Source organism: Mesorhizobium sp. P3_A2, from assembly GCF_056403115.1.
The window spans coordinates 899,861-921,387 of sequence record NZ_JBFUGC010000001.1; the positions used below are offsets into that span (position 1 = coordinate 899,861).

Below are 21,527 nucleotides of genomic sequence, written 5' to 3' on the forward strand. Positions count from 1 at the left end.
CCGTGGTGCGTAGGAAATGTCTGCGACTGGTCATTTTTTCACTCCTCCATTGTTTTTCATTTCAGGCTCCAAAGCGCGACGGCCGGCCCGTCTGGCAAGTGCCGCCGCGCATGGATGTCAGGACCGTCTTTTGTGACGGTAGACCTCGAACATCACCGCGGCGATGATGATGGCGCCCTTCACGATCTGCTGCGTGAATGGCGATATGCCTAGCAGATTCAATATATTAGCCATGACAGCAATGATTGCGGCGCCGATCACGGTGCCGATGACGCCGCCTTCGCCGCCAAACAGGCTAGTGCCGCCGATGACGACGATAGAGATGGCCTCGAGTTCGAGATTGGTGCCAGCGGTGGGCTCACCAACGGTCAGACGCGAGACAAAAACCAGGGCCGTCAGCGCCGACAGCACTCCTGAGATGGCATAGACCGACATCAGCACGCGCGGCACGTTGATGCCGGCAAGCCGCGCCGCCTCGGTGTTTGAACCGACCGCGTAGATCTGGCGACCGAAAGGCGTGTGTCGCAGGACAACGAAAGCCGCGGCGGCTATGGCAACGAAGATCCAGATCGGTACGGGAATGCCGAAGAGAAAACCGCTGCCCAGATAGGAGAAAGCATCCGAAGCATCGCCAAGCGTCTTCGGCTCGCCGTTGGCAATTGTCATGGCAATGCCGCGCCCCATCACCAGCGTGCCGAGGGTCATGATGAAGGGCGGCATGCCGAAGAAAACGACGCCAGCTCCGTTGATGGCGCCGAACACGGCTCCCATCCCCAGCGCCGCGATCATCGCCAACGGGATTGGAACGCCAGATGAGAGCATCAGCGCTGTGGCAACCGCGACGACGCCGACGATGGATCCAACGGAGAGATCGATGCCGCGTGTCAGAATGACGAAGGTCATGCCGACGCTGACGATGCCAAACAGCGCCACCTGGCGGCCAACATTCAACATGTTGCCGGTCTGGATGAAGCTCGGCGACAGATACACCGCGAAAGCGCACAACACGATCAGGACCCAGAGCAGGCCAAGGCTTTGCGCCCAGCCTCGCAACCGACCCACCGACCCCGGCCGGATCGACGCCAATCCTTGTCCCGTTGTCATCTCAGCCATTCCTTCCTCCCGTTTCGTCTGCCATTGCGAGGGTCGATTGCCGTTGCAGCAGCCAGGCCACCGCATCGGTCAGCCCGCCCTCGTCGCAGGACGGTCCAACGAAATGCGCGAGCCGCTTGGCTTCCGGGACCGCGTTTTCGACCGTGACTGCCGTTCCGGCCCAGGCCAGCATCTCAAGATCATTCTCGGCGTCGCCGGCGGCGGCGCAGTCCTGCGCGGCCATTCCGAGTTCGGCCGCAACGGTTGCAATGGCGGTCTTCTTGGAAATGCCGAGCGGACCGATCTCAAGCAGACGTGGATGCGATCCCGATACCGACAGGCACCCGCCGAGCTGCACGCGGAGAGCTTCAAACGCTTCACGGTCTGTGGGCTGCGCGGCGACACACATGATCTTGCCCGGTTCCCCCGGCATGTCTTCCAGCGCCTTCGCCACGATCAAAGGTTCTGTGGTCACGCCAGCTTCAAGTGCGATGATCGGGTCTTCGGCAAGTGCGTGAATGGCGTGACCGGTAAACCACATTGGCCGAACGCCCGCTGCTTGCGCCGTAGCCATGGTGTGTAGCGCATCGGTGCGGCCAATCCGCTGCTCGGACAGCGCAACGCCGGTCGAGACATTACCGATCCAGCCACCGTTGAAGCAGATAGCGAGGCCCGCAATCCCAAGCTTCTCCGCATAGGGCTTTAGCCCGAGCGGCGAGCGCGCCGTTGCCAGAACAATCATGATGCCTGCCTCTCGTGCCACGTGCAGAGCGTCGGCCACACGCCGCGGAAGCACATAGTCGTGCGTCAGCAAGGTGCGGTCGACATCGGTGACGATGAGGCGCGGAATGGTCATGACCCGCCTCAGACCGGAAACACCGGAGCGCGCGGCCCGGTCTGAATGAGAAGCGTCTTGAGTTGGGTGAACTCTTCAAAGCCGGCCTGGCCCATCTCGTAGCCGAAGCCGGATCCCTTCACCCCAGTGAGCGGCAGTTGCGGGGCGCCGTCGATGACTGTGTTGGCCTGCACCCAGCCGCTCTTCAACCGCTTGGCGACGGTCAGGACCGTGTCGATATTCTTCGACCAGATGTAGTTGGACAGGCCATAGGCAGTATCATTGGCCAACCGCACCGCGTCATCCACCGTATCGAACCGTGTGATGCTGAGCACCGGGCCAAAGATCTCTTCGCGGAAGATGGTCATATGCGGCTCGACCCGGTCGAAAATGGTCGCTTCGTGAAAATGACCGACCGCCCCTGCCGCTACATCGCCGCCGAGTACAAGTTGGGCACCTTCCTCGATCCCGCTTTTGACGAAGCCGGTCACCTTGGCCAGATGATTGTGGTCGATCAGCGCGCCGACATCGGTGTCGTCGTCGAACGGATCGCCGACCTTTATCTTGCGGGAGCGCGCGATCACTTTGGCGATGAAATCGTCGGCGATGGAGGACTGCACGAACAGCCGCGAGCCCGCAACGCAGCACTCGCCATTGTTGAAGAACACGCCCATCAGCGCGCCATCCGCCGCGGCTTCCAGATCCGCATCGGCAAAAACGATGTTGGCGGACTTGCCGCCCAATTCGACCGAGGATTTGACCAGATGACGGGACGTGTTGCCAACGACACGGCTGCCGGTGCGCGTCGAACCGGTGAAGGAAACGAAGTCGATGCCCGGATGCCCGGTCAGGTGGTCGCCAGCGGTTGCGCCATTGCCGCTGACCACATTGAAGGCGCCGGCCGGCACCCCGGCCTCCGCCGCCAGGGCGGCGATCTCAAACGCGGAGCCTGACGTGAACTCGGATGGCTTCAGCACCACCGTGCAGCCGGCGGCGAGCGCAAACGGGACCTTCTGCGACAGGATCAGAGCCGGGAAATTCCATGGCGTGACCAGCGCCACGACACCCACCGCTTCGCGGCTGATCAGCGCCGTCTTGCCATCGCCAATGTTCGTGTAGGTGAGGCCCGCCATCTGCATGGCCAGCGAAGCCGCGTAGCGGGTCAGGCCGGCGGCGCCGTCGATGTCGCCGCGCGCGAAGCGGATTGGCTTGCCGACCTCTTCGACCTCAATCCTGACCAGCCGGTCGCGGTTGATGAGGATCAAATCGGCAAGACGGTTCAGGACCGCCGCGCGCTCCATGCCGCTCATGCGCGGCCACGACCCTTCCTCAAAGGCGATACGCGCCGCCTCGACGGCAAGATCGACGTCCTCGGGCGTGCCATCGGCATAGCGGGCGACCAGGGCGCCAGTGGCCGGCGACCGGCGCTCGATCGAACCGGAACCTGAACCGTCCACAAACCGCCCGCCGATGAATTGTTGGTAGCTGCGCGTATTCATGTCGTTCCTCACTGCCAGACCGCATGGGCCATGATCTTTTCCTCGGTCGCGCCCTCACCCTCGAGAACCGCCGATATGGCGCCCTCCCGCATGACGATGATGCGGTTGCAGAGGCCGAGAATCTCCGGCAGATCGGACGACACCATCACGACGCTTGCGCCCTGCTTCGATGTCAGTTCGGCGAGCAGGTCATAGATTTCGCGCTTGGCCGCCACGTCGACGCCGCGCGTCGGTTCATCGACCAGCAGGATTTCGGTTCCCGCATGCAGCTGACGGGCGATGCCGCATTTCTGCTGGTTGCCGCCCGACAGCGTGCGGACCTTGGTGCTGGGGCTTGGCGTCTTGATGCGCATCTGCCGGACAAAGCGGGAGACAGCCTCGTGCTCGCGGCGGCCATTGATCAGGCCGCCGCGGGTCAGCGGCGTCATCTGGGAAACGGTGACGTTGAAGGCGACCGACTGGTCGAGGAACAGGCCTTCGGTCTTGCGATCCTCCGGCAGCAGGCCAACACCGTGCGCAAGCGCCCGGCGCGGCCCGTCGATGGCGACCAATTGGCCGTCGATCCTGATTTCTCCGCCGTCGATCGGGTCGGCGCCGGCGATGGCGCGCAACACCTCGGTCCGGCCCGCGCCGGCAAGGCCGCAGATGCCGACGATCTCGCCGCGCCTGACATCGAAGGAGATGTCTTTCAACACACCGGCTCGCGACAGGTTGCGCACGTCTAAACGAATCTCGTCGCCGGGGTGCGAACGCGGTGGAAACACGTCTTTGAGTTCGCGCCCGACCATATGCCGGATGAGATCGGCCGTGGTCGTCTGGCCAAGCGGCATCGAGGCGACGACCTGACCGTCCCGCAGCACGGTGACCGCGTCGCAGATCTCATAGAGTTCCTTCAGGCGATGGGTGATGTAGATGAACGAAACGCCGTGCTCGCCGCTCAGCCGCCTGATCGTCTTGAAAAGATGTTCAAGCTCGGCGTCGCCAAGAACGGCGGAAGGTTCGTCGAGCACCACGATGCGAGCCTCGCGGGCAATCGCCTTGGCGATCTCAACCATCTGGCGCTGCGCGACACTGATTGTGTCGATGCGCGCGGCCGGATCGACACGGAAGCCAAGCCTGTCGAGCACATCCTGAGCCGCGGCTTTCGCCCGGCGCCAGTCGATCGTGCCCAGAAGCGTTTTCGGCAGGCGGCCAAGAAAGATGTTCTCAGCCACCGTGAGATGCGGCGCCTGGGCGAGTTCCTGATAGATGACCGCGATCCCAAGCTCAAGCATCCGCTCAGGCGTCGGCGCCGCCACGACCGTCCCATCGATGGCCACTTCACCCTCGTTGGCCAGGAAGGCGCCGGACAGGATGCGCATCAGCGTCGATTTGCCGGCGCCGTTTTCGCCGATGACGCCGTGCACGCTGGCCTTGCGGACGGCGAAGCTGACATCGTTCAGCGCATACACACCCGGAAAGCGCTTGTGGATGCCGCGCATTTCGAGAACCGCGTCCTTCATCACGTCGTCTCCCAAACCGAGAAATCGTTTTCTCGGCTCCTCAAAAAAAGCTCACAGGCGATGCATCTGCATGCCGCCGCCGATGTGGTAGATATCCCCGGTGCTGAATGGCATGCCGCCGACGGCCAGCGTCGCCACCCCGCGGGCGATGTCTTCCGGCTGCCCCCACCGCCTGATCGCCGAGAGCTGTCCGGCCTCGACTTGCGCCGAGTACTTATCGTAGACATCGGCGGTCATATCGGTCTGGATCAGGCCTGGGCGAATCTCGTGCACCCGGATGCCTGCATCCGCCAGACGAATGGCGAACTGCTGGGAAGCCATCGACAGTCCGGCCTTGGATATGCAGTACGGCCCCTTTTCCGGAGAGACCAAGCCTGCGTTAGCAGAGGTGATCGTCACCACCGACCGTTCGAGCCGGGCTTGCGGCTGGGAAATCATCGCGCGCGCTACGGCCTGGGTGAAGAAGAACGTGCCGCGCAGATTGATGCCGACCAGCCGGTCGAAGCTCTCCTCGGTAACATCGAGAAGATCGCCGCGCACGGAAACCTGGACGCCGGCATTGTTGACCAGGCAGGTGGTTGCCCCCAGATCGGCTTCGATGCGCTCTATGAACGCTGCATTGTCCGAGGTCTCGGATATGTCCTTGGGATAAAAGGCGGCATTTCGTCCGTGCGTGCGGGCAAGGTTGACGGTCTCGCTGGCATTCTCATCGTCGACTATGTCGACCACAGCGATATCGAAACCCGCCTGCGCGAGTTCACAACAGATGGCTCGGCCGATGCCGCGACGGCCACCCGTCACAATGGCAAGTCCGCGGTTGATGGAGGCTGCGTGCTCGGGCATAGCAACGCCGATTGCAGCCGGGGAAACCTGTTCCAGCATCACGAAGCCTTCCTTGCCACTGCATCGTCCTTTTCGCGGGATGCGATCACGGCCTTCGACGCCAGCAGCCGCTGAACCTCGTCATCGGCATAGCCAAGCTCATCCAGGATCTCGCGCGTGTGCTCGCCGATCTCCAAAGCGAGGTATCGCAGCGCGGGCACCTCGCTGTCGTAGCGGTTGGGATGGTTGACCAGGTGGATCGTTCGGCCACGCACGTTTACCTGCCGGAACACTTGCGCGTGGCTGAGCTGCGCGTCGGCCAGCAGATCGTCATAGTAATTGATGGGCGCCCACCAGACGCCATGGCGGTCAAAGCGCTCGGCGAGTTCGGCCACCGCGAACCGGGCCGTGGCACTGGCGAGCCGGCGAGCATAGTCGTCGCGTTCGACGTAGCGGTCGACACCGACTACCTCGCGCAGACCGTCGCTGTCGAGCGCTTCGGCCAGCACGGAAGAATCGCAAAGCGACACCACCACATGGCCGTCGGAGGCAGGATAGACACCGTAGGGCGCGGCATGGAACCACGTCGCCAGATTCGCCTCGCGGTTGAGCACCTCGCGGGTCATGCCGCCGGCGAAGTAATTGACCAGCGCCTCGCCCTGCAGGTCGATTGCCGAGTTGATCAGGCTTGCCTCGACACGAGTCCCCTTGCCATCCCGCAAGCGGCGCACCAGCGCACCCAGAATGCCCATCGCCAGCAGTGCCCCGCCATGTTGGTCGACGATCGCCGCACCGACCGGCGTGGGGCCACGTTCCGGAGTTCCGGTGACGCTCATTAGGCCGGAACGCGCCTGGGCGAGAAGATCCTGGCCGGGCTTCGTCGCCATCGGGCCTGTTGCGCCAAAACCGCTCGCCGAGGCGAAAATCAGATTGGGATTGATGTCCCGGAGTGCATCATCGTCAAAGCCGAGCTTGGCGAACACGCCCGGCCGGAAATTCTCCATCACCACATCGGCGCCGGCGATCAGACGTCGGGCGACTTGCTTGCCTTCGGTGCTCTTCAGATCAATGCCGATGGAGCGCTTGTTGCGGTTGGCGCAGAGATAGAAGCCGCTGACCCCTTCCACATAAACGTCAGCACCCGACCAGCGGCGTTCATGGGCGCCATCGATAGGTTCGACCTTGACGACATCTGCACCCATGTCGGCGAGATATTGGGCGCCTGCAGGACCCTGCAGAAAATGGCAGAAGCTGACGACTTTGATGCCGCTGAGCATTTCTCTTCCCTTGGTTCTGCGCTATAAGTTGCGCCTTTGTGAAATCGTTTTCACGCCTTTTCTCATAGCTGTCAAGCCCATTTTGAAAGGCTTTGTCAAAGACAGATGGTGTAGCCTTCAGAAAAGAAATGTGTCATCTGGAAAACGGTTTCTCAAAAACCGTCGGATTCGAGGCTCAATGGATATCGAGGATGGCGGCGCAAAGCTGATTGACGTGGCCAGGCTTGCTAACTGCTCGCCGGCCACCGTCTCCCGCGTGCTCAACGGCAATCCCAACGTGAACGAGGTCGTGCGGGATCGTGTTGTCCGGGCGGCGCGCGATCTCGGCTATGTGCCCAATGGTTCCGCCAGGGCGCTGCGGTCGACCCGGACAAGGTTGGTCGGCGCGATCATCCCCACATTGGACCACGCTATCTATGCCACGATGGTCGATGGACTTCAGGCGCGGCTTTCCGAAAAAGACGTTTCGCTCATCATCAACACCTCGGGGTACGACATCGATCTTGAATACGAGCAGGCACGTCTGCTTGTCGAGCGCGGGGTCGAATCGGTGGTGCTTGTTGGCTCAACGCACCGGCCAGCAACGCTGGCCATGTTCGAGCAGAAGCGCATCAATTACGTTTACACCTACACGTCGAAAGCGACCGAGGCTGGTGCGGCCGTGGGGTTCGACAACGAAAAAGCAGGGCGAACGGCCGCACGTTACCTACTCGACCTCGGCCACACAAAATTCGGGATGATCGCCGGCATCACACAGGACAATGATCGCGCGGCCGGCCGCCGCGACGGTTTCTTGATTGAACTCGAACAATCAGGCATCGATCGACGCATGGTTCCGGTCGTCGAGGGAGCCTACAGGTTGGATGACGGCCGCACCTGCATGCAGCGGCTGATGGGCGACGCCAGGAGGCCTACTGCGGTATTTTGTGGGAGTGATATTCTCGCCGCCGGCGCCATCAAGTACTGCCACGCCGAAGGCATCGCAGTCCCGCAAGAGGTTTCGGTGGTCGGATTCGACAATCTGGAGATTGCAGAATTGACCTCGCCCGAACTGACCACACTGGAGGTGCCCGCGCGCGACATGGGCCGGATTGCCGCCGACTACATCCTGGCCTCACCATCGCAGCGACTGCATCTCAGACAACGGGAACTGGCCATTAGGCTGATTGTTAGGGGAAGCACGGCTGTCGTGAGACGCTAAAAACAGGCGGTCGCGTGAGCCGTACCCATCCTGAGGCGATTGGACCGAATGACCACTAGGGGCCGTTTGCTGCCAGTCCGGTTCGGCACAATCTGCAAGTAAGTTGCCGTTTGGTCCGCAGGATCGTTCAACACGTTCTCCATCAACAAGGCGTGCTGTGCCACACCAACTGGCCTTGACAATGATCATCGCTTTATAGACGCCGTCCGTCATGATGCGAGCGAAAGCGACGAGATCGTCGCACTCGGGATTAGCGAAGGCGAATATCGGACCGCTCTGCCCGCGCTACCCGGATTCCGCCAAGTCCGCCGTTTCATGACCAAAATCGTGAACTGCGCCGAAACCGCGTTGCCTTGAAGCGCAGCGACTGAATTGCGCGATCACACTGCGGCGAGCAGCACGGCGCCATGAATGGCCACCTGCCAGCCAAGGGCCGCCCAGCGTATATCCACAGGCTCGACAACACGCGAATGCCGCAGGCTCTCGGCAATGCGCTGCATGAGCGTCTGGCGGGGATAGGACTTCATGTCCACGATGCCGCCGCCGATCAGGATTGTTTGAGGAGAGAACAAGGCGGCTGCAGTTGCGATGGTCACCGCCTGCTGCCAGACGATCTCGTCGAGCGACGGGCGCTGCCCGACAGCCGCAAACAAATCCGCCACCGGAAGCTCATAATCTGATACAAGTTCGACCAGTCTTGCCCCCGACGCGTACGTCTCGGCGCGCTTTGGCCGTCCGCCATCATCAGGCCTGTACACTGGCATATGGCCGATTTCGAGCGCCCAGCCGCCGCCGCGAGAAATGCCGTCCTTGCCGAGATAGGCAGCGCCAACGCCCGTACCGAGATAGACCGCCAGCACCTCGCTCTGCTGCGCCACTGCACCGGCAACGCTTTCGCCCAGTAACTGCAGCACAACGTCGCGTTCCAGGCGGACGGGAACGCCGAGCTTCGACGCCAATTCGGTGCCCAGCCGAATGCCTTCCAGCTCGGGAAAGTTGGCCGTGTGCAGTACGGTGTCAAAATCCTTGCCTATGAAGCCAGGCACGGTCGCCACCACGCTGGCCGGCTTGAGGCCGGAGTCGCGGGAGGCCGCCGCGACGACATGGGCCAGCCCTGCCACTGGCGCCCCTTGGCGCAGCTGCGCAGTGGGGTAGGTGCGGGCAAAATTCACCGGGATGCCATGGTCGGCAAAGCCGACCTTGACCGACGTGCCGCCGATCTCGACCACGGCGATTGTTTCGTCCGTCGTATTGTTGGTCATACGAGCGTTTCCAGAAACTCCGAAAGACAGGCGCGGAATTCCCGCCGGTAGGCTTCGCGATCCTGCGATTTGGCGGTGATGGTGCAAAGCCGGGCGGACGGAATGAGCCCGGCCAGCGCCTGCGCGTCGGCCAGTCGATGGACGAGGTCATGGTCGTGACCGATAACCAGGACATTCCAGCTCAGCTCTACGCACAGTCTTGCCTCGATCCGCAGGATCGCGCTTCACGTGGCGAGCCGGCCGTGCGCAACCGGCCCTGCTTCTGAAAAGCAGCCAAACGGGATCGCGGCAACGATCCCATTCGGCGTCGATTGATCTCACGCAATTGACCAGCCGCCGTCGATCATCAGGTTCGCTCCGTTGACAAGAGAGCCTGCCTGTGAGGCCAGGTAGATGACGGCTCCGGTGACATCTTTCGTCTCCCCAATTCGACCCAACGGGATATGTGCGAGCGTCTGCTGGTGAGCTGCAGGGTCGCTCAGATACGGACGGGTTGAGTCTGTCCAGATAAAGGTCGGTGAAATGCTGTTCACGGCTATTCCCAGTGGCCCCCACTCCGCTGCCAGGCACCGGGTGAGGTGATTGATCGCTGCTTTCGACATGCAGTAGATCGCTTCCCCACGCAATGTGACGGTCCCCGCTTGCGAACTTATGTTCAGGATGCGGCCGGCCCTACGCTCGATCATCGTCTTTGCAACAGCCTGCGTCAGGAAGAACGTGCCTTTCAGATTCGTGCCGAGAACCAGATCGAAGTCTTCTTCACTGACGGACTCGGCCGGGCTTCGGCGCGATATCCCGATATTGTTGACCAACACATCGATCCGTCCGAAATGGGCTGCCGCATCTCGCACACCGTGCTCGATTTGCCGGGTTTGGGATATGTCCAGCCTGACGAGCAGAGCGCGGCGCCCGAGCGCTTCGATGGCAGAAACCAGATCTGCGCCGGCACTGTTGTCGCGAACAATTGCCACGATATCGGCTCCGACCTCGGCGCATGCCAGCGCACAGGCACGACCGATGCCGCGCCCGGCGCCGGTCACCATCACGACCTTCCCGTCAAGACCGAAATTGGGCAGAGAACTTCTTGTCATCTCAAGGGACCTCCATAGGTGACGAGGCTTTTCGACGAGGCAGTGTTTGGGTGTTTGCGAACTGGCGAAACTCAAGAGCGATGGGTGGCGCTCGAGCGTTCGCACCGGCCCTCACAAGGCTCTACGCCGAGATTTCACGAAGGTGTCGAACGCGACTGCCAGAACGATGATGACGCCGATGATGATTTGCTGGACGTAGGCGGAAACGTCGAGAAGGACCAAGCCGTTGAGCAACACGCCGATCAGAACGGTACCGATGACCGTGCCGAATATCGTGCCGGTGCCACCAAACAGACTGGTCCCACCGATCACGACCGAGGCGATAACAGTCAGTTCAAAACCGGTCCCCGCCACAGCTTCAGCCGAGTTCAGCCGTGCAGCGAGGACGAAGGCTCCCAGCCCCGAAAAGAAGCCAGTGATGACATAGACGCTGAGGATTATCTTCCGGACATTGAGGCCCGCGAGACGCGCGGCCTCAGGGTTTCCCCCAACGGCGTAAATCTGCCGGCCGTAGCGGGTGTAGCTCAATGTTATGTGGGCAATGATGGCGAACAGGACAAAGATCAGAACTGGAACCGGGACCGGCCCAACTTTGCCTTGACCCCACCAAACGAATGCATCGTCGAATCCGCTTACGGGGCCACCTCCAGAAAAGAGCAACGCCGCGCCGCGAAAGGCTGACATGCCCCCGAGCGTCACAACAAAAGGCGGCACCTTGAACCTGGTGATGGCCAGCCCTTGAACAAGACCGGCTGCGACGCCGACACCAACCGCTGCAAGTGCGGCGAACTCCCAACCCAGTCCCAACGAGGCGGAGCCATCGCCGACGCTGAAACGGTTGTCGAGGCCGCCTTTTGCTACTACCGCAGCAACCAGCCCGGCCATAGCGAGAATTGAGCCGATTGAAAGGTCAATGCCGGCCGTGAGAATGACGAACGTCATTCCGATCGCCAGCAATCCGTAGATGGAGACTTGTCGAAGGACATTGAAGAGGTTCAGCGGTGTGAGAAAGCGCGGCTCAAGGATCGAGAATCCGATCATGAGAACAACCAGGAACAACACCGGCGCGAAACGTGCCGCAACATTGATTGGCCGAAACTGGTGCCGCCTTCCGACCGCCTCACCTGCTGTCACTTGTACCATGGTCTTCTCCCCTGATTCATCCTTCCTCATGCCGCAACCGCATCCACGGTCATCAGGGCCATGAGCATCTCAGGACTGGCGGCATCCGCTTGCACTTCGCCCGTTACACGGCCTTCGCGCATCGTGATGATCCGGTCGCTTATCGCCAGCACCTCAGGCAGTTCCGAAGAGATCACGACGATCGCGATCCCACTGCTTGCCATTTGAAACAACAAATTGTGGACTTCCGCCTTGGCGCCGACATCAATTCCGCGGGTGGGCTCGTCGACGATAAGGACCTTGGGACCTAAAGCGAGCCAGCGCGCCAGAACCACCTTCTGTTGGTTGCCGCCGGAGAGGTCGGATACAATCTGCTCTGGTCCCACCATTCGGATGCGAAGCAGTTTCTTGTATTGCGCGATTAATGTGTCCTCGGCGTTTGAATCGATGAAGACACCCAGTCGGGAAACTCTGTCGTGCGCAGCCACCGTCAGGTTTGCGCGTATCGACAATGACAGGAACAAAGCTTGCTGCTTTCTGTCTTCCGGAACCAATCCGATGCCTTGGCGAATTGCGTCTTGCGGTGAAGTCGCCTGCAACAAAACCCCATCGATGAAGACCTTGCCGGAATCGAAGGGGTCAGCGCCAAAGATAGCTCTCGCGGTTTCCGTCCGGCCGGAGCCAACCAGGCCGGCAATCCCAAGAATTTCTCCGCGTCGAACCTCGAGGCTAATGTCACTAAGGGCCATCGCATTGAGCCCTTCAGCACCCCGGCGCCGCGAAAGATGCTCGACACGGAGAACGACCGCATCGGTGGCCGCCAGCGCCGGACGCCGTTGCGTTGCGGTGATCTCGCGGCCGACCATGTGGTGAATAATTGCATCGACGGATGTGTCGGCAACGTTTCCGTCGCAAACGAACCTGCCATCCCGAAGTATGGTGAAGCGGTCGCACACGCGCATCACCTCTTCCAGGCGGTGCGTGACGAAGATGACACTGAGACCATTGGCCTTGAACCCGCTCACGATATCAAAGAGCCGGTCTACTTCAGCATTTGAAAGGGCTGCGGTCGGTTCGTCCATGATGATAAGTTTCGATCTCATCGAAAGGGCGCGGGCGATCTCGACCAGTTGCTGTTCGGCCACCGACAAGTCCCGGGCGGGTGTGAGAGGATCTTTCTCCAGCCCGACCCTCGCCATCAAACCTTGCGCTTGGTTCACCAACCTTCGCCAGTTCACGAGGTTCGCCCAGCCCGGTTCACGACCCAGGAAGATGTTCTCGGCAATCGACATTCCAGGAACGAGCGTCAATTCTTGATAGATCGTCGCAATGCCACAGCGTTGCGCATCCTGGGGAGAATTGAACGCCGCCTTCACGCCGAGAAAGGTAACCTCGCCACCGTCTGGCAGCTGAGCGCCCGATAGGATCTTGAGCAAGGTTGACTTGCCGGCACCGTTCTCTCCCAGCAGTGCGTGGACTTCACCCGTGTCCACGCGCAAGTCCACCGACCTGAGTGCGGAAATGCCGCCAAACGACTTGGTAATGCCGTTCATCTGCAAGAGAGCCTGAGACATAGGAGTATCCGAATGAAAATCAGTGGCTCGGAAAGCGCGTGAGGCTGTGAGCCGGTCGGGGTGAGGCCGCTGCTGGCGGCCTCACCCATGCCCGCGATCGAAATTGGGGGGAATTTGCGTTCGCGCGCTGACCGCCGGATGGCTACTTGAGTTCGCCCAGGCGTTCGCCTGCATCCAGGTTGTCCTTCGTCACAGCGATCGGGGTCAGGAGGGTGATCTTGTTTTCCGGCGTCTTTCCATCGCGCGCGAAAGCGACCAGAATATCGACCGCCTGCCTGCCCTGCTTGCCCGGCATCTGCTCGATGGTCCCGGTCATGCTTCCATCGCGAACCTTGCCGAGGGATTCCGGCAGGGCGTCAAATCCGATCAGTTTTACCTTGCCAGTCAACTCGCGGCCCTTCAGCGCCTCCAAGGCCCCGAGCGCCATGTCATCGTTTGCCGCGGCAATCGCGTCCGGCGGCGTTCCCATCGACGCCAAGGCAGACTCAGTAACGGAAAGGCCTTTGGCACGATCAAATCCGGCGGTGTCCTCGAAGACGAACTTGTATTTGGTCGCCAGTGGATCAAGCGCGTTGTGTAGACCTTTGTTGCGGTCGATCGCTGCGCTGGTGCCCGGCTGCCCCTGCAGGTTCATCACGTTGGCTCCGTTCGGAAACAGCTTGACGATGAGTTGGCCCTGAACCTCGCCGCCTTTCACATTGTCGGCACCGACATGGGCGAGAATTCCCTTGACGCTGTCGACAGAGCGATCGACGGTCACAACCGGAATCTTGGCATCGATCGCCTCCTGGATTGCCGGCGCCAGTGCTGCGGAGTCATTCGGGCTGATCACGATGCCGTCGACGCCCTTTGTGATTGCAGCCTCGATGTCGGCGCTCTGTTTGCTAGAATTGCGCTGACCGTCACTCACCACCACATCGATGTTGCCGAGTTTTGCCACTTCATCCTGCATCTCTTTCATGATGTGGACCGAGAACGGGAACGCGAGATCGGGGCTCGACAGCATGATTGTCAGATGCTTGTCCGCTGCCGATGACGGGGCCGACATCAGCAGAGAGCCGACAACTGCCAGGGCTGTCGCTAGGGTCCTTGTGCTCATTTTATCCATCCTCCCAGGTTTGATGCGCAGGCTGCGGACAAATGTCCTCCCCAGAAAGCCGACGCCGGAATTTGTTTACATTCAATACATATTCTCGAAACAAGAAAAACGCAAGCCCCCCCTCGGCAGATGCAACGAGCTCGTTAGTTCGCAGGGGCGACAACGCCCTTCTTCAACAGGATGTTTCCATAGAGGCGCCCGTCGCCGCTCAGGACGATTGCAAAGCCTTTCTTGGCGCGCGCCTTGAACTCGGCCGGCGTAATCGGCGCCAACGCCAACGACCGGCTGGCATGCTTCGAGACGATTTCCAGGAATTCGCCGAATATCGGCAGCTCGGTTTCAGGATTTCCGTCGACAATCATGCGGCACGCCGCATTTGAATCGGCACTTTCAAGCGGCATTACCGAGAGGATGGCTTCGAGGATCCGACTGCCTAGGACACCATCCAGGCGAATGATGTGGGCGTCGTTATCGCAGGGATAGTTGGCATCCACGATCGCGATCTCATGGCCATGCCCCATGGACCGCAACACATGGAGCAGATCGGGTGACAACACGGGATCAATACCCTTCAGCATGACAGATGTCCTTTTTTGGATTGGGATTTTCGCCGGATGAGTGCGCAGGTCACCCATCAGCCAGAGGTTTGGTCAGAGGTCGTCAAAACTGATCGCTATCAAGGTTCTATCTTGTATTTGCATTGAACCTATACTAATAGGCTTCAGTGGTCGTCAATGGGCAATTTCGATGCAAGTTGCCACGGCTCTGAAGTGGGGAGCGTCCAATCACGCTGGACGCGACCGGCTGCCTGACGTTAACAGGACGATTGCAACCGAACAGACGATCGAAAAGACGAGCAACTTGAAAACCACCAACCTCATCCGACACGTCAATGAGACGAGGTGTCTGCGCTTGTTGCGAAGGGCTTCCCCTCTTTCGCGCGCCGACATTGCCCGCGAACTCGGCCTAACCCGCGCAACGGCTGGCAACGTTATTGCAGTGCTGCTGCAGGCAGATCTGGCGATGGAACTGAACGAACCGCAGGAGGCCGCCAAGGTCGGCAGGCCGGGAATACGGGTCGCGCTAAACCCGAAGGGAGCCTTCTTCATCGGGATAGACGTGTCGAGCACGTGGCTGACCGGCGTGCTTGTCGACTTCAGCGGGACTTTGCTCAACAAGATAGTCGTCCCCAACAGCAAGAATTTTCGCGATGCGGGCCCTGTTGCTCAAGCAATTGCGGACCTGGCCCGCCGTCTCGTCGTGGGGGCGGGAGTCGATACGAAGCGGGTGCGGGGCGTAGGAATCTCCGTCCCCGGCATCGTGGATCGCAACGGAGTCGTGGTATCGGCAAAACTGCTGGAGTGGGAGGATGTCGATATCGGACAACTGATCGCAACCTCGCTTGGAGCACCTTGGCCGATTCGGGTGTGCAACGACGCAGTCGCGCTTTCCGCCGCCATCGGTGCGCTGGATACGCATGACACGGAGGACTTGCTGGTCGTATTGCTGTCGGAAGGCGTTGGCGCGGCGATCATTCGCAACGGGCGAGTTGCTGAGGGCGTCAGCGGGTTTGCTGGCGAAATAGGTCATATGGTCCTCTCCGCCAAACCCGAAGACGCCAAATCGCAAACCCTGGGCCTGCTTGGAGGCTATGGCCCTTTCTTGTCACTTCTATCCGATGAGCAATCGATCGCAGAAGGGCTGGCAAATTTGGCAGCTATGCCCAACCCCGGCAGAGCCCTTGAGACCATGCTCGACACGTGGGCAGCGGTCATCTCTGTTGGTCTGCTCAATCTGATCCACATATTGAACCCGGCGCGGATAGTCCTCGGCGGCCCACTGGCTGTCTTGTTTCCGAGAGTTCAAAAGAAGGTCGAAGCGGTTCTTGAGGCCAACTTGCTGCACGGTTTGACGTTGCCGCCTATTGAGGTCGCCGGAAGTGAAGCCGACACTGTAGCTCGTGGCGCTGCCGGTACCGTGCGCGACGGCCTCTTCCTGCTGCCTGAGCTGGATCAGATCGGCAATGGAGTGCCCGCTGGCCCACCATCCCAATCTGCCGAAATCGCTGCGGCGTATGACGGGCGCTAGTCGCTCAGGAAGCCATTTCTTGGCCCAAGAGGTCGAGAGCACTGCACAGTTTTTTGTATCGTCAGTTTCGAGCCGGGGCTGGAAGACGATCGAGATACTTGTCGAGCGTTATCGGGTAATGACGAACCCAAACATCGGTCGCGTTGTAAATCCCTTTCGCCGGCGCGGCCGCCGCCCGCGAGATGCAAAGCTCTTTGACGCGAGCCTTCGCACAACCCTGGACCACTTGGCTGTCGAGAATGGGAGGGCAGGCAGGGGCCATGGCTGAACGAGCTCGAGAACGAGTTGATCACCGACGCCTCTAACATCTGGCCAATGGCGCACCATTGGATGCAGAAATCAGGGCGATGACGGGAGCACGAAATCTGCTGCGGGAAATTGTTTCGGCCCTTCGCGAGCGCCTTGAGCAGGGGTAGACTAGCGCGCAGCCAGGATCTCTTAGTCGGCGCCGGCAGCGTCTGCTTTCAGGCAGTGGTGCCGATTTCATTAACGACTGATATTCCGCCCTCAGTTATCCGGAAGGACTCAACGATCAATTTCGCTGCAGTCGCCGAAATCGTTCTCGAACACAATCCGATTTAATTTTTATGGGGGTTCGAGTCCATGGCGTGGGCAACGAAAAAATAACTGTATGAAATCAAGAGTTTAGGTGGGTATCTTGGTGGGCCCGGAGGACCGTGTTAAGAGCATTGGTTTCATTGGGTTTTTCGTGGGCCAAAATCAGAAGACTCCCCGTATGGTTCCGTATAGTGCCGGTGTTGGTCAGCAAAACCTCCGTCCGATCATCACCCCAAACGCGAGAAGCGCGGCTCCTGGTCGAGACGCTGCAGGACAGCGCCCCCCGGAAATGACGAGCAAGGCGGCCTGACACGCGGGCACTACTCAAACGTCCGAATACCGCAAGTCCCGTGTAGCAGCCGCCTGCTACCACCGACCCGAATTCTGGCGCTATGTGTGTGATATGAATGGCGAACTTCACCGGGGCGGTGTAGGGTTCACCTCAAAAGAAGAAATAAGCCGTATCGACGGCAACGCACAGCGAATCTGGGAGGATTCATGGTCGAAATCATCTCCAAGCGGGATGGCCCGCGGCGCGAGGACATGCAGGTCAAAAGGCTGATCGAGCAGAACCGCTCGACCATCGTTCGACTTGCCGACCAGATCAGCGGCGGCGGCTATTCGGCTTCCAGGAAGCCACGCCAGCAGCCAAAGGCGGAAGGCCTGATCATCCATGTCGGCGGCAGTGCCGCGCCCGTGGCCGAAGCCAAGCCGTCCATCCAGGTCACCATGAACGGCCGCGTGATTTCGAAGGATCAGAACACAGGCCGCCAACTTCATCACATCGGCGACATCCGCAGCCGCGGCGAGGAGCAGATATTCGTGCTGGCGACAAAGCAGAATGGCTTCTTCTCGCCGGTCGACGAAGCCGTCGCCGAGGCGCTTGCGGGCCTGGACGGATCACGCCTCGCCGCCACCTATACCGAAGAACAGCTTGCCGCCGACATAGGCGCGAAACTTGGCATCGACTGATCCGGCAGACGCCTGGGCGTGCTCTTCACGTCCAACCGCGGCAGCATACGAACGCGACAGCATACAGAAATGGCATGCCTCGAAGGTTCTGTGATGACTGAATGAAACGCGAGATAGGCCCCAACCAGATGAAGATCGATGCTCTTCCGGCGCGTGCGTCGGCTGCTGCCGGGCAAATGCTTCTGGGGAACATCGATTATGACGAGCGCGCCACCATGCGCGCCTGGGAAGATTTTCTGGCAGACGAGCCCAAATGTGCCCGCGACCCGGTCCACCCAGGCAACGTCCGCTCCCTCATTCACGAGTCCTGGTATCGCAGCGCCACTGGCGGCATCAACGCTCAAGGGATTGAAGCGCCGCTGAGCAGCGATCGCGACGAGATCGAATATCTGACCCGCGCCAATGCAGAACTGCTTTCAGCGGCGCGCCGGTCGTTCGCCTCCCTTGGCCAGTTGCTGGACGGGACAGGCGCTATGCTGGTTCTGGCCGACAGCGACGGCGTGCTGATCGACGCCATCGGCGACAAGAAAACGCTGCATGACGGCATGGACATCCATCTCGCCATCGGCGGCAAATGGAACGAGGGCGCCGTCGGCACCAACGGCATCGGCACGGCGCTGTGGACCGGAGAGCCGACTTTCGTCCATGCGGCCGAGCACTTCTGCGCCGGCATCAAATCCTGGACATGCGCCGGCGCGCCGATCCGCGATCCGCTCGACGGCAAGATCATCGGTGTGGTCGACCTGTCGGGTTATTCGCCGATCTTTCGGCCACACAACACCGCGCTCGTCGCCGCCACAGCCCGGCAGATCGAAAAGGCATTGGCCGAACAGCAGCAGGAACAGCGCACGCGCCTGCTCGAAGCCTTCATCTCGTCGGCTCCCAGCTACCGCCGAAAAGACGGGCTGGTGATCGTCGACCATCGCGGCCGCGCCATCTTCTGCAAAAACGTGCCTGACGGCGAGACCACCGAGATGATGGATGGTCCGATGGAGCCAGGTCGTGGCCGCTGGCTGATGAACCTTCCATCCTCCGGCTCCGACGCCGACTTGGCCAAGGCGCTGCCGGCCCATCTGCGATCCTGCCACATCACGCCGCTCAAGCTCGACGGCGACCTGCGCGGCGCGGCGCTGGTATTCCCCCCCGTGCCGGCAGCCTCCAGCGTGGCAGTGGTCCACCGGGAAGTGGACAAGCATCTTCAGGATGCTGTCGCCATGATTGTCGGCGACAGCGAAGCGCTGCAGGCCGCAATCGACGTCGCCTGCCGCGTCGCCCGGTCGGGCAGCGTCACATCGCTGTTGGTCGAAGGTGAAACAGGGACCGGGAAGGAGCTGTTTGCGCGGCTCGTCCATGCCGGCAGCCGGCGCACCGCGAACGATCCGTTCATCGCGATGAATTGCGGGGCAATCACCAGGGATCTGTTCGGCAGTGAATTGTTCGGCCATGTCGCCGGCGCCTTTACCGGCGCCTCGCGTGAGGGCAAGCCGGGCGTTTTCGAGCTCGCCAATGGCGGCGTCCTCAGTCTCGACGAGATCGGCGAATTGCCGCTCGAGATCCAGCCGTTTCTGCTGCGTGTCCTGGAAGAGCGCGTGGTCAACCGCATTGGCGACAGCCGGAGTCGCCCGGTGGATGTGCGCCTGGTTGCCTCAACCAATCGCGATCTCAAGCAGGAAGTTGCCGCTGGCCGCTTCCGCCGCGATCTCTATTATCGAATCGGCGCGGTCTCGATCACTGTCCCGCCGCTGCGCGACCGCGGCGAGGATGTGCTGCTGCTGATCGAACACTTCAACCGGCAGATCGCCACCGCATCGGGCGAGGACCCGCTGGAATTCTCGCACCAAGCGCTGGACGCGTTGCTCGCCTATCGTTGGCCGGGCAATGTGCGCGAACTGAAGAACCTCGTAGGGCGGTTGCACATCTTGGCGCGCGGTGGGGCTGTCGGGCTCCAGGATCTTCCCGGGGAAATCAGTGCCGGCGATCGCCACAATATGACCATGCACAGCGATCATCCCGCAGCCATGCTCGAAGCACCGGTGTGCACATTCGAGGATGCAGAATGCCAGGCGATCAAGAACGCGCTTGCGGCTGAGAATGGCAATCTCAGCAAGGTCGCCCTGAGGCTCGGTATTTCGCGGCCGACGCTCTATCGCAAGCTGGGACAATACGGCATCCGGCGCGGTTTCCTCTAGGCCAGCTCCATTCACCGGCACAACAAAAACCCGCGGCATTCGCGCCGCGGGGTTGGGAAATTCATCAATCGAGATTGCCTTCAGGCAGCCCCCGCGGCAATGATCAGGCCTTTGCGACAGCACCGGTCACTTTCTCCGAGACGTAGCCGAGGATGTTGCCGATGATCAGCGAGATAACCACAGCGGCCGCGACCTTGGTGATGCCGCTGATGCCTTCGCCATAGGCGGCCGCGCCAAGTAGAAAAAGCGCGGCGGTCGTTGCATAGCCATAGACCGCTGACGGAATGGCGCTCAGCAATGGCAGCTTGGCGGCGAGTATCAGGACGACGATTGAAATGCCGACGCAAATACCGGCCATGATCGCCGTAACACCAATGGAGGTCAGTGCTATCAATGCGCCGGCGGCGCAGACCGCTCCCCAGAGGTTTGCGACCGCCGAATTCTTGAAACCGGCTTCCTTGCCGCCACAGTGATAGAAACTCCCCCAGCCGACAAATACCGCCCAGATCAGCAGATAGGGGTTGCCGATGGTGATCGCTGCCCACGTTGCAATGCCGCCCATAATGCCGATGACGACGGCCAACCCTGTGATAAGATCCATATTGTCCTCCCGTTTTTCCAAAGCTCGAAGCAAAGAAACTCGTTTCAGGATCGCGCTTCGCTGACGTCCCGACACGGAAAACGCCATGGCATCAGCCACGGGGTTCAGGAAGAAAAGCTTGCCGGGTCCGGCAAGCAATCAGGCCGGCTGAGTCGCCGGTTCACCCGCGCCGATCACCCCAGCGCGCAATGCCAATCCGGCTGCGGCCGCGCCAAGGCATGGCGCCACGATATAGAGCCAGAGCTGCGACAGCGCAGCTCCGCCAGCAAAGAGCGCCGGGCCGAGCGAGCGGGCCGGCGCCGCCTTCGGCGGTGGCGCGAAGGATGACGAGCAGAAACAGGAAGGTGGCGACCGCCTCGAACAGGAACGCCGAGGTCACCGAGTAGGTCGACCAGCCATTCTGGGCAAAGCCGTTCGCCGCCACATCATAACCGCCACCTTTGCCTTGCGCGATCACATAAAGCACCGCCGATGCGACGATCGCTCCAACGCATTGCGCAACGACATAGCCGATAAGATCGTTCGATTTCATGCGGCCGGAGATGAAGAAACCGAGGCTGACAGCCGGATTGAGATGGGCGCCCGAAATCGGTCCGATCGAATAGGCCATCGCCACCACCGACAAGCCGAACGCGAAGGCGACGCCGAGTAGACCAACCTCGGAGCGCATGAACAGAACCGTTGCGCAGCCGAAGAAGACCAGCGCGAAGGTTCCCATGAATTCACAGATGTATTTGTTCATA

At 60.8% G+C, this 21,527-nt stretch carries 17 protein-coding genes and 1 pseudogene; 4 read left to right on the forward strand and 14 right to left on the reverse strand.

The features are described from left to right. Positions 1–117: 117 nt before the first annotated feature. From AC1DXM_RS04250 to AC1DXM_RS04275, 6 genes are read right to left on the reverse strand one after another with little or no spacing between them, the layout of a single operon-like run. Entirely contained in the window at positions 118–1,113 is a 996-nt protein-coding gene (locus AC1DXM_RS04250) for an ABC transporter permease (RefSeq protein ID WP_436251445.1), read from the reverse strand. Beyond that, a complete protein-coding gene (locus AC1DXM_RS04255; protein ID WP_477231891.1) occupies positions 1,106–1,948 on the reverse strand; it encodes a Cof-type HAD-IIB family hydrolase in 843 nt (280 codons plus the stop codon). The genes AC1DXM_RS04250 and AC1DXM_RS04255 overlap by 8 nt, the downstream gene beginning before the upstream one ends. 8 nt (positions 1,949–1,956) lie before the next feature. After that, complete coding sequence (locus AC1DXM_RS04260) at positions 1,957–3,426, reverse strand: aldehyde dehydrogenase family protein (protein WP_477231892.1); 1,470 nt, start codon at positions 3,424–3,426, stop codon at positions 1,957–1,959. A gap of 8 nt (positions 3,427–3,434) precedes the next feature. Continuing rightward, complete coding sequence (locus AC1DXM_RS04265; RefSeq protein WP_477231893.1) at positions 3,435–4,928, reverse strand: sugar ABC transporter ATP-binding protein; 1,494 nt, start codon at positions 4,926–4,928, stop codon at positions 3,435–3,437. Positions 4,929–4,979: 51 nt separating this feature from the next. Beyond that, positions 4,980–5,810, reverse strand: coding sequence for a 3-ketoacyl-ACP reductase (locus AC1DXM_RS04270; protein ID WP_477231975.1), 831 nt, complete (start codon positions 5,808–5,810; stop codon positions 4,980–4,982). After that, positions 5,810–7,027, reverse strand: a complete 1,218-nt coding sequence (locus AC1DXM_RS04275; RefSeq protein ID WP_477231894.1) for a CaiB/BaiF CoA transferase family protein — start codon at positions 7,025–7,027, stop codon at positions 5,810–5,812. Before AC1DXM_RS04275 ends, AC1DXM_RS04270 begins: the two co-directional genes overlap by 1 nt. Here AC1DXM_RS04275 and AC1DXM_RS04280 point away from each other — a divergent pair. Beyond that, positions 7,014–8,228, forward strand: coding sequence for a LacI family DNA-binding transcriptional regulator (locus AC1DXM_RS04280; protein ID WP_477231895.1), 1,215 nt, complete (start codon positions 7,014–7,016; stop codon positions 8,226–8,228). The genes AC1DXM_RS04275 and AC1DXM_RS04280 overlap by 14 nt on opposite strands. Before the next feature lie 380 nt (positions 8,229–8,608). Here the strand turns inward: AC1DXM_RS04280 and AC1DXM_RS04285 are convergent, their stop codons facing one another. The 6 genes from AC1DXM_RS04285 to AC1DXM_RS04310 form a co-directional block, all read right to left on the reverse strand. Further along, a complete protein-coding gene (locus tag AC1DXM_RS04285; protein ID WP_477231896.1) occupies positions 8,609–9,490 on the reverse strand; it encodes an ROK family protein in 882 nt (293 codons plus the stop codon). Between the two features lie 317 nt (positions 9,491–9,807). Continuing rightward, positions 9,808–10,581 (reverse strand): SDR family NAD(P)-dependent oxidoreductase, encoded by a 774-nt coding sequence (locus AC1DXM_RS04290; protein WP_477231897.1) that lies wholly within the window; start codon positions 10,579–10,581, stop codon positions 9,808–9,810. Positions 10,582–10,692: 111 nt separating this feature from the next. Then, positions 10,693–11,724, reverse strand: a complete 1,032-nt coding sequence (locus tag AC1DXM_RS04295) for an ABC transporter permease (RefSeq protein ID WP_477231898.1) — start codon at positions 11,722–11,724, stop codon at positions 10,693–10,695. Positions 11,725–11,750: 26 nt separating this feature from the next. Then, positions 11,751–13,277 carry a sugar ABC transporter ATP-binding protein gene (locus AC1DXM_RS04300; protein WP_477231899.1) on the reverse strand — a complete coding sequence of 509 codons (1,527 nt, stop codon included), beginning with the start codon at positions 13,275–13,277 and terminating at the stop codon, positions 11,751–11,753. A gap of 142 nt (positions 13,278–13,419) precedes the next feature. Beyond that, the gene (locus AC1DXM_RS04305; protein ID WP_477231900.1) at positions 13,420–14,376 is read right to left on the reverse strand and encodes a substrate-binding domain-containing protein; all 957 of its coding nucleotides are present in this window, start codon (positions 14,374–14,376) and stop codon (positions 13,420–13,422) included. 143 nt (positions 14,377–14,519) lie between these two features. Further along, positions 14,520–14,954 carry an RbsD/FucU family protein gene (locus AC1DXM_RS04310; protein ID WP_477231901.1) on the reverse strand — a complete coding sequence of 145 codons (435 nt, stop codon included), beginning with the start codon at positions 14,952–14,954 and terminating at the stop codon, positions 14,520–14,522. A 169-nt stretch (positions 14,955–15,123) separates the two neighbouring features. Between AC1DXM_RS04310 and AC1DXM_RS04315 the strand changes: the two genes are divergently transcribed. From AC1DXM_RS04315 to AC1DXM_RS04325, 3 genes are all read left to right on the forward strand, one after another. After that, positions 15,124–16,464, forward strand: coding sequence for an ROK family protein (locus tag AC1DXM_RS04315; RefSeq protein ID WP_477231902.1), 1,341 nt, complete (start codon positions 15,124–15,126; stop codon positions 16,462–16,464). A 1,056-nt stretch (positions 16,465–17,520) separates the two neighbouring features. Then, positions 17,521–17,994, forward strand: coding sequence for a hypothetical protein (locus tag AC1DXM_RS04320; RefSeq protein ID WP_477231903.1), 474 nt, complete (start codon positions 17,521–17,523; stop codon positions 17,992–17,994). Positions 17,995–18,095: 101 nt separating this feature from the next. Then, the gene (locus AC1DXM_RS04325; protein WP_477231904.1) at positions 18,096–20,183 is read left to right on the forward strand and encodes a sigma-54-dependent Fis family transcriptional regulator; all 2,088 of its coding nucleotides are present in this window, start codon (positions 18,096–18,098) and stop codon (positions 20,181–20,183) included. A gap of 103 nt (positions 20,184–20,286) precedes the next feature. Here the strand turns inward: AC1DXM_RS04325 and AC1DXM_RS04330 are convergent, their stop codons facing one another. Further along, complete coding sequence (locus AC1DXM_RS04330; RefSeq protein WP_477231905.1) at positions 20,287–20,922, reverse strand: DUF1097 domain-containing protein; 636 nt, start codon at positions 20,920–20,922, stop codon at positions 20,287–20,289. Beyond that, positions 20,923–21,526, reverse strand: a pseudogene (locus AC1DXM_RS04335) (aquaporin). Between the last annotated feature and the right edge of the window lies 1 nt (position 21,527).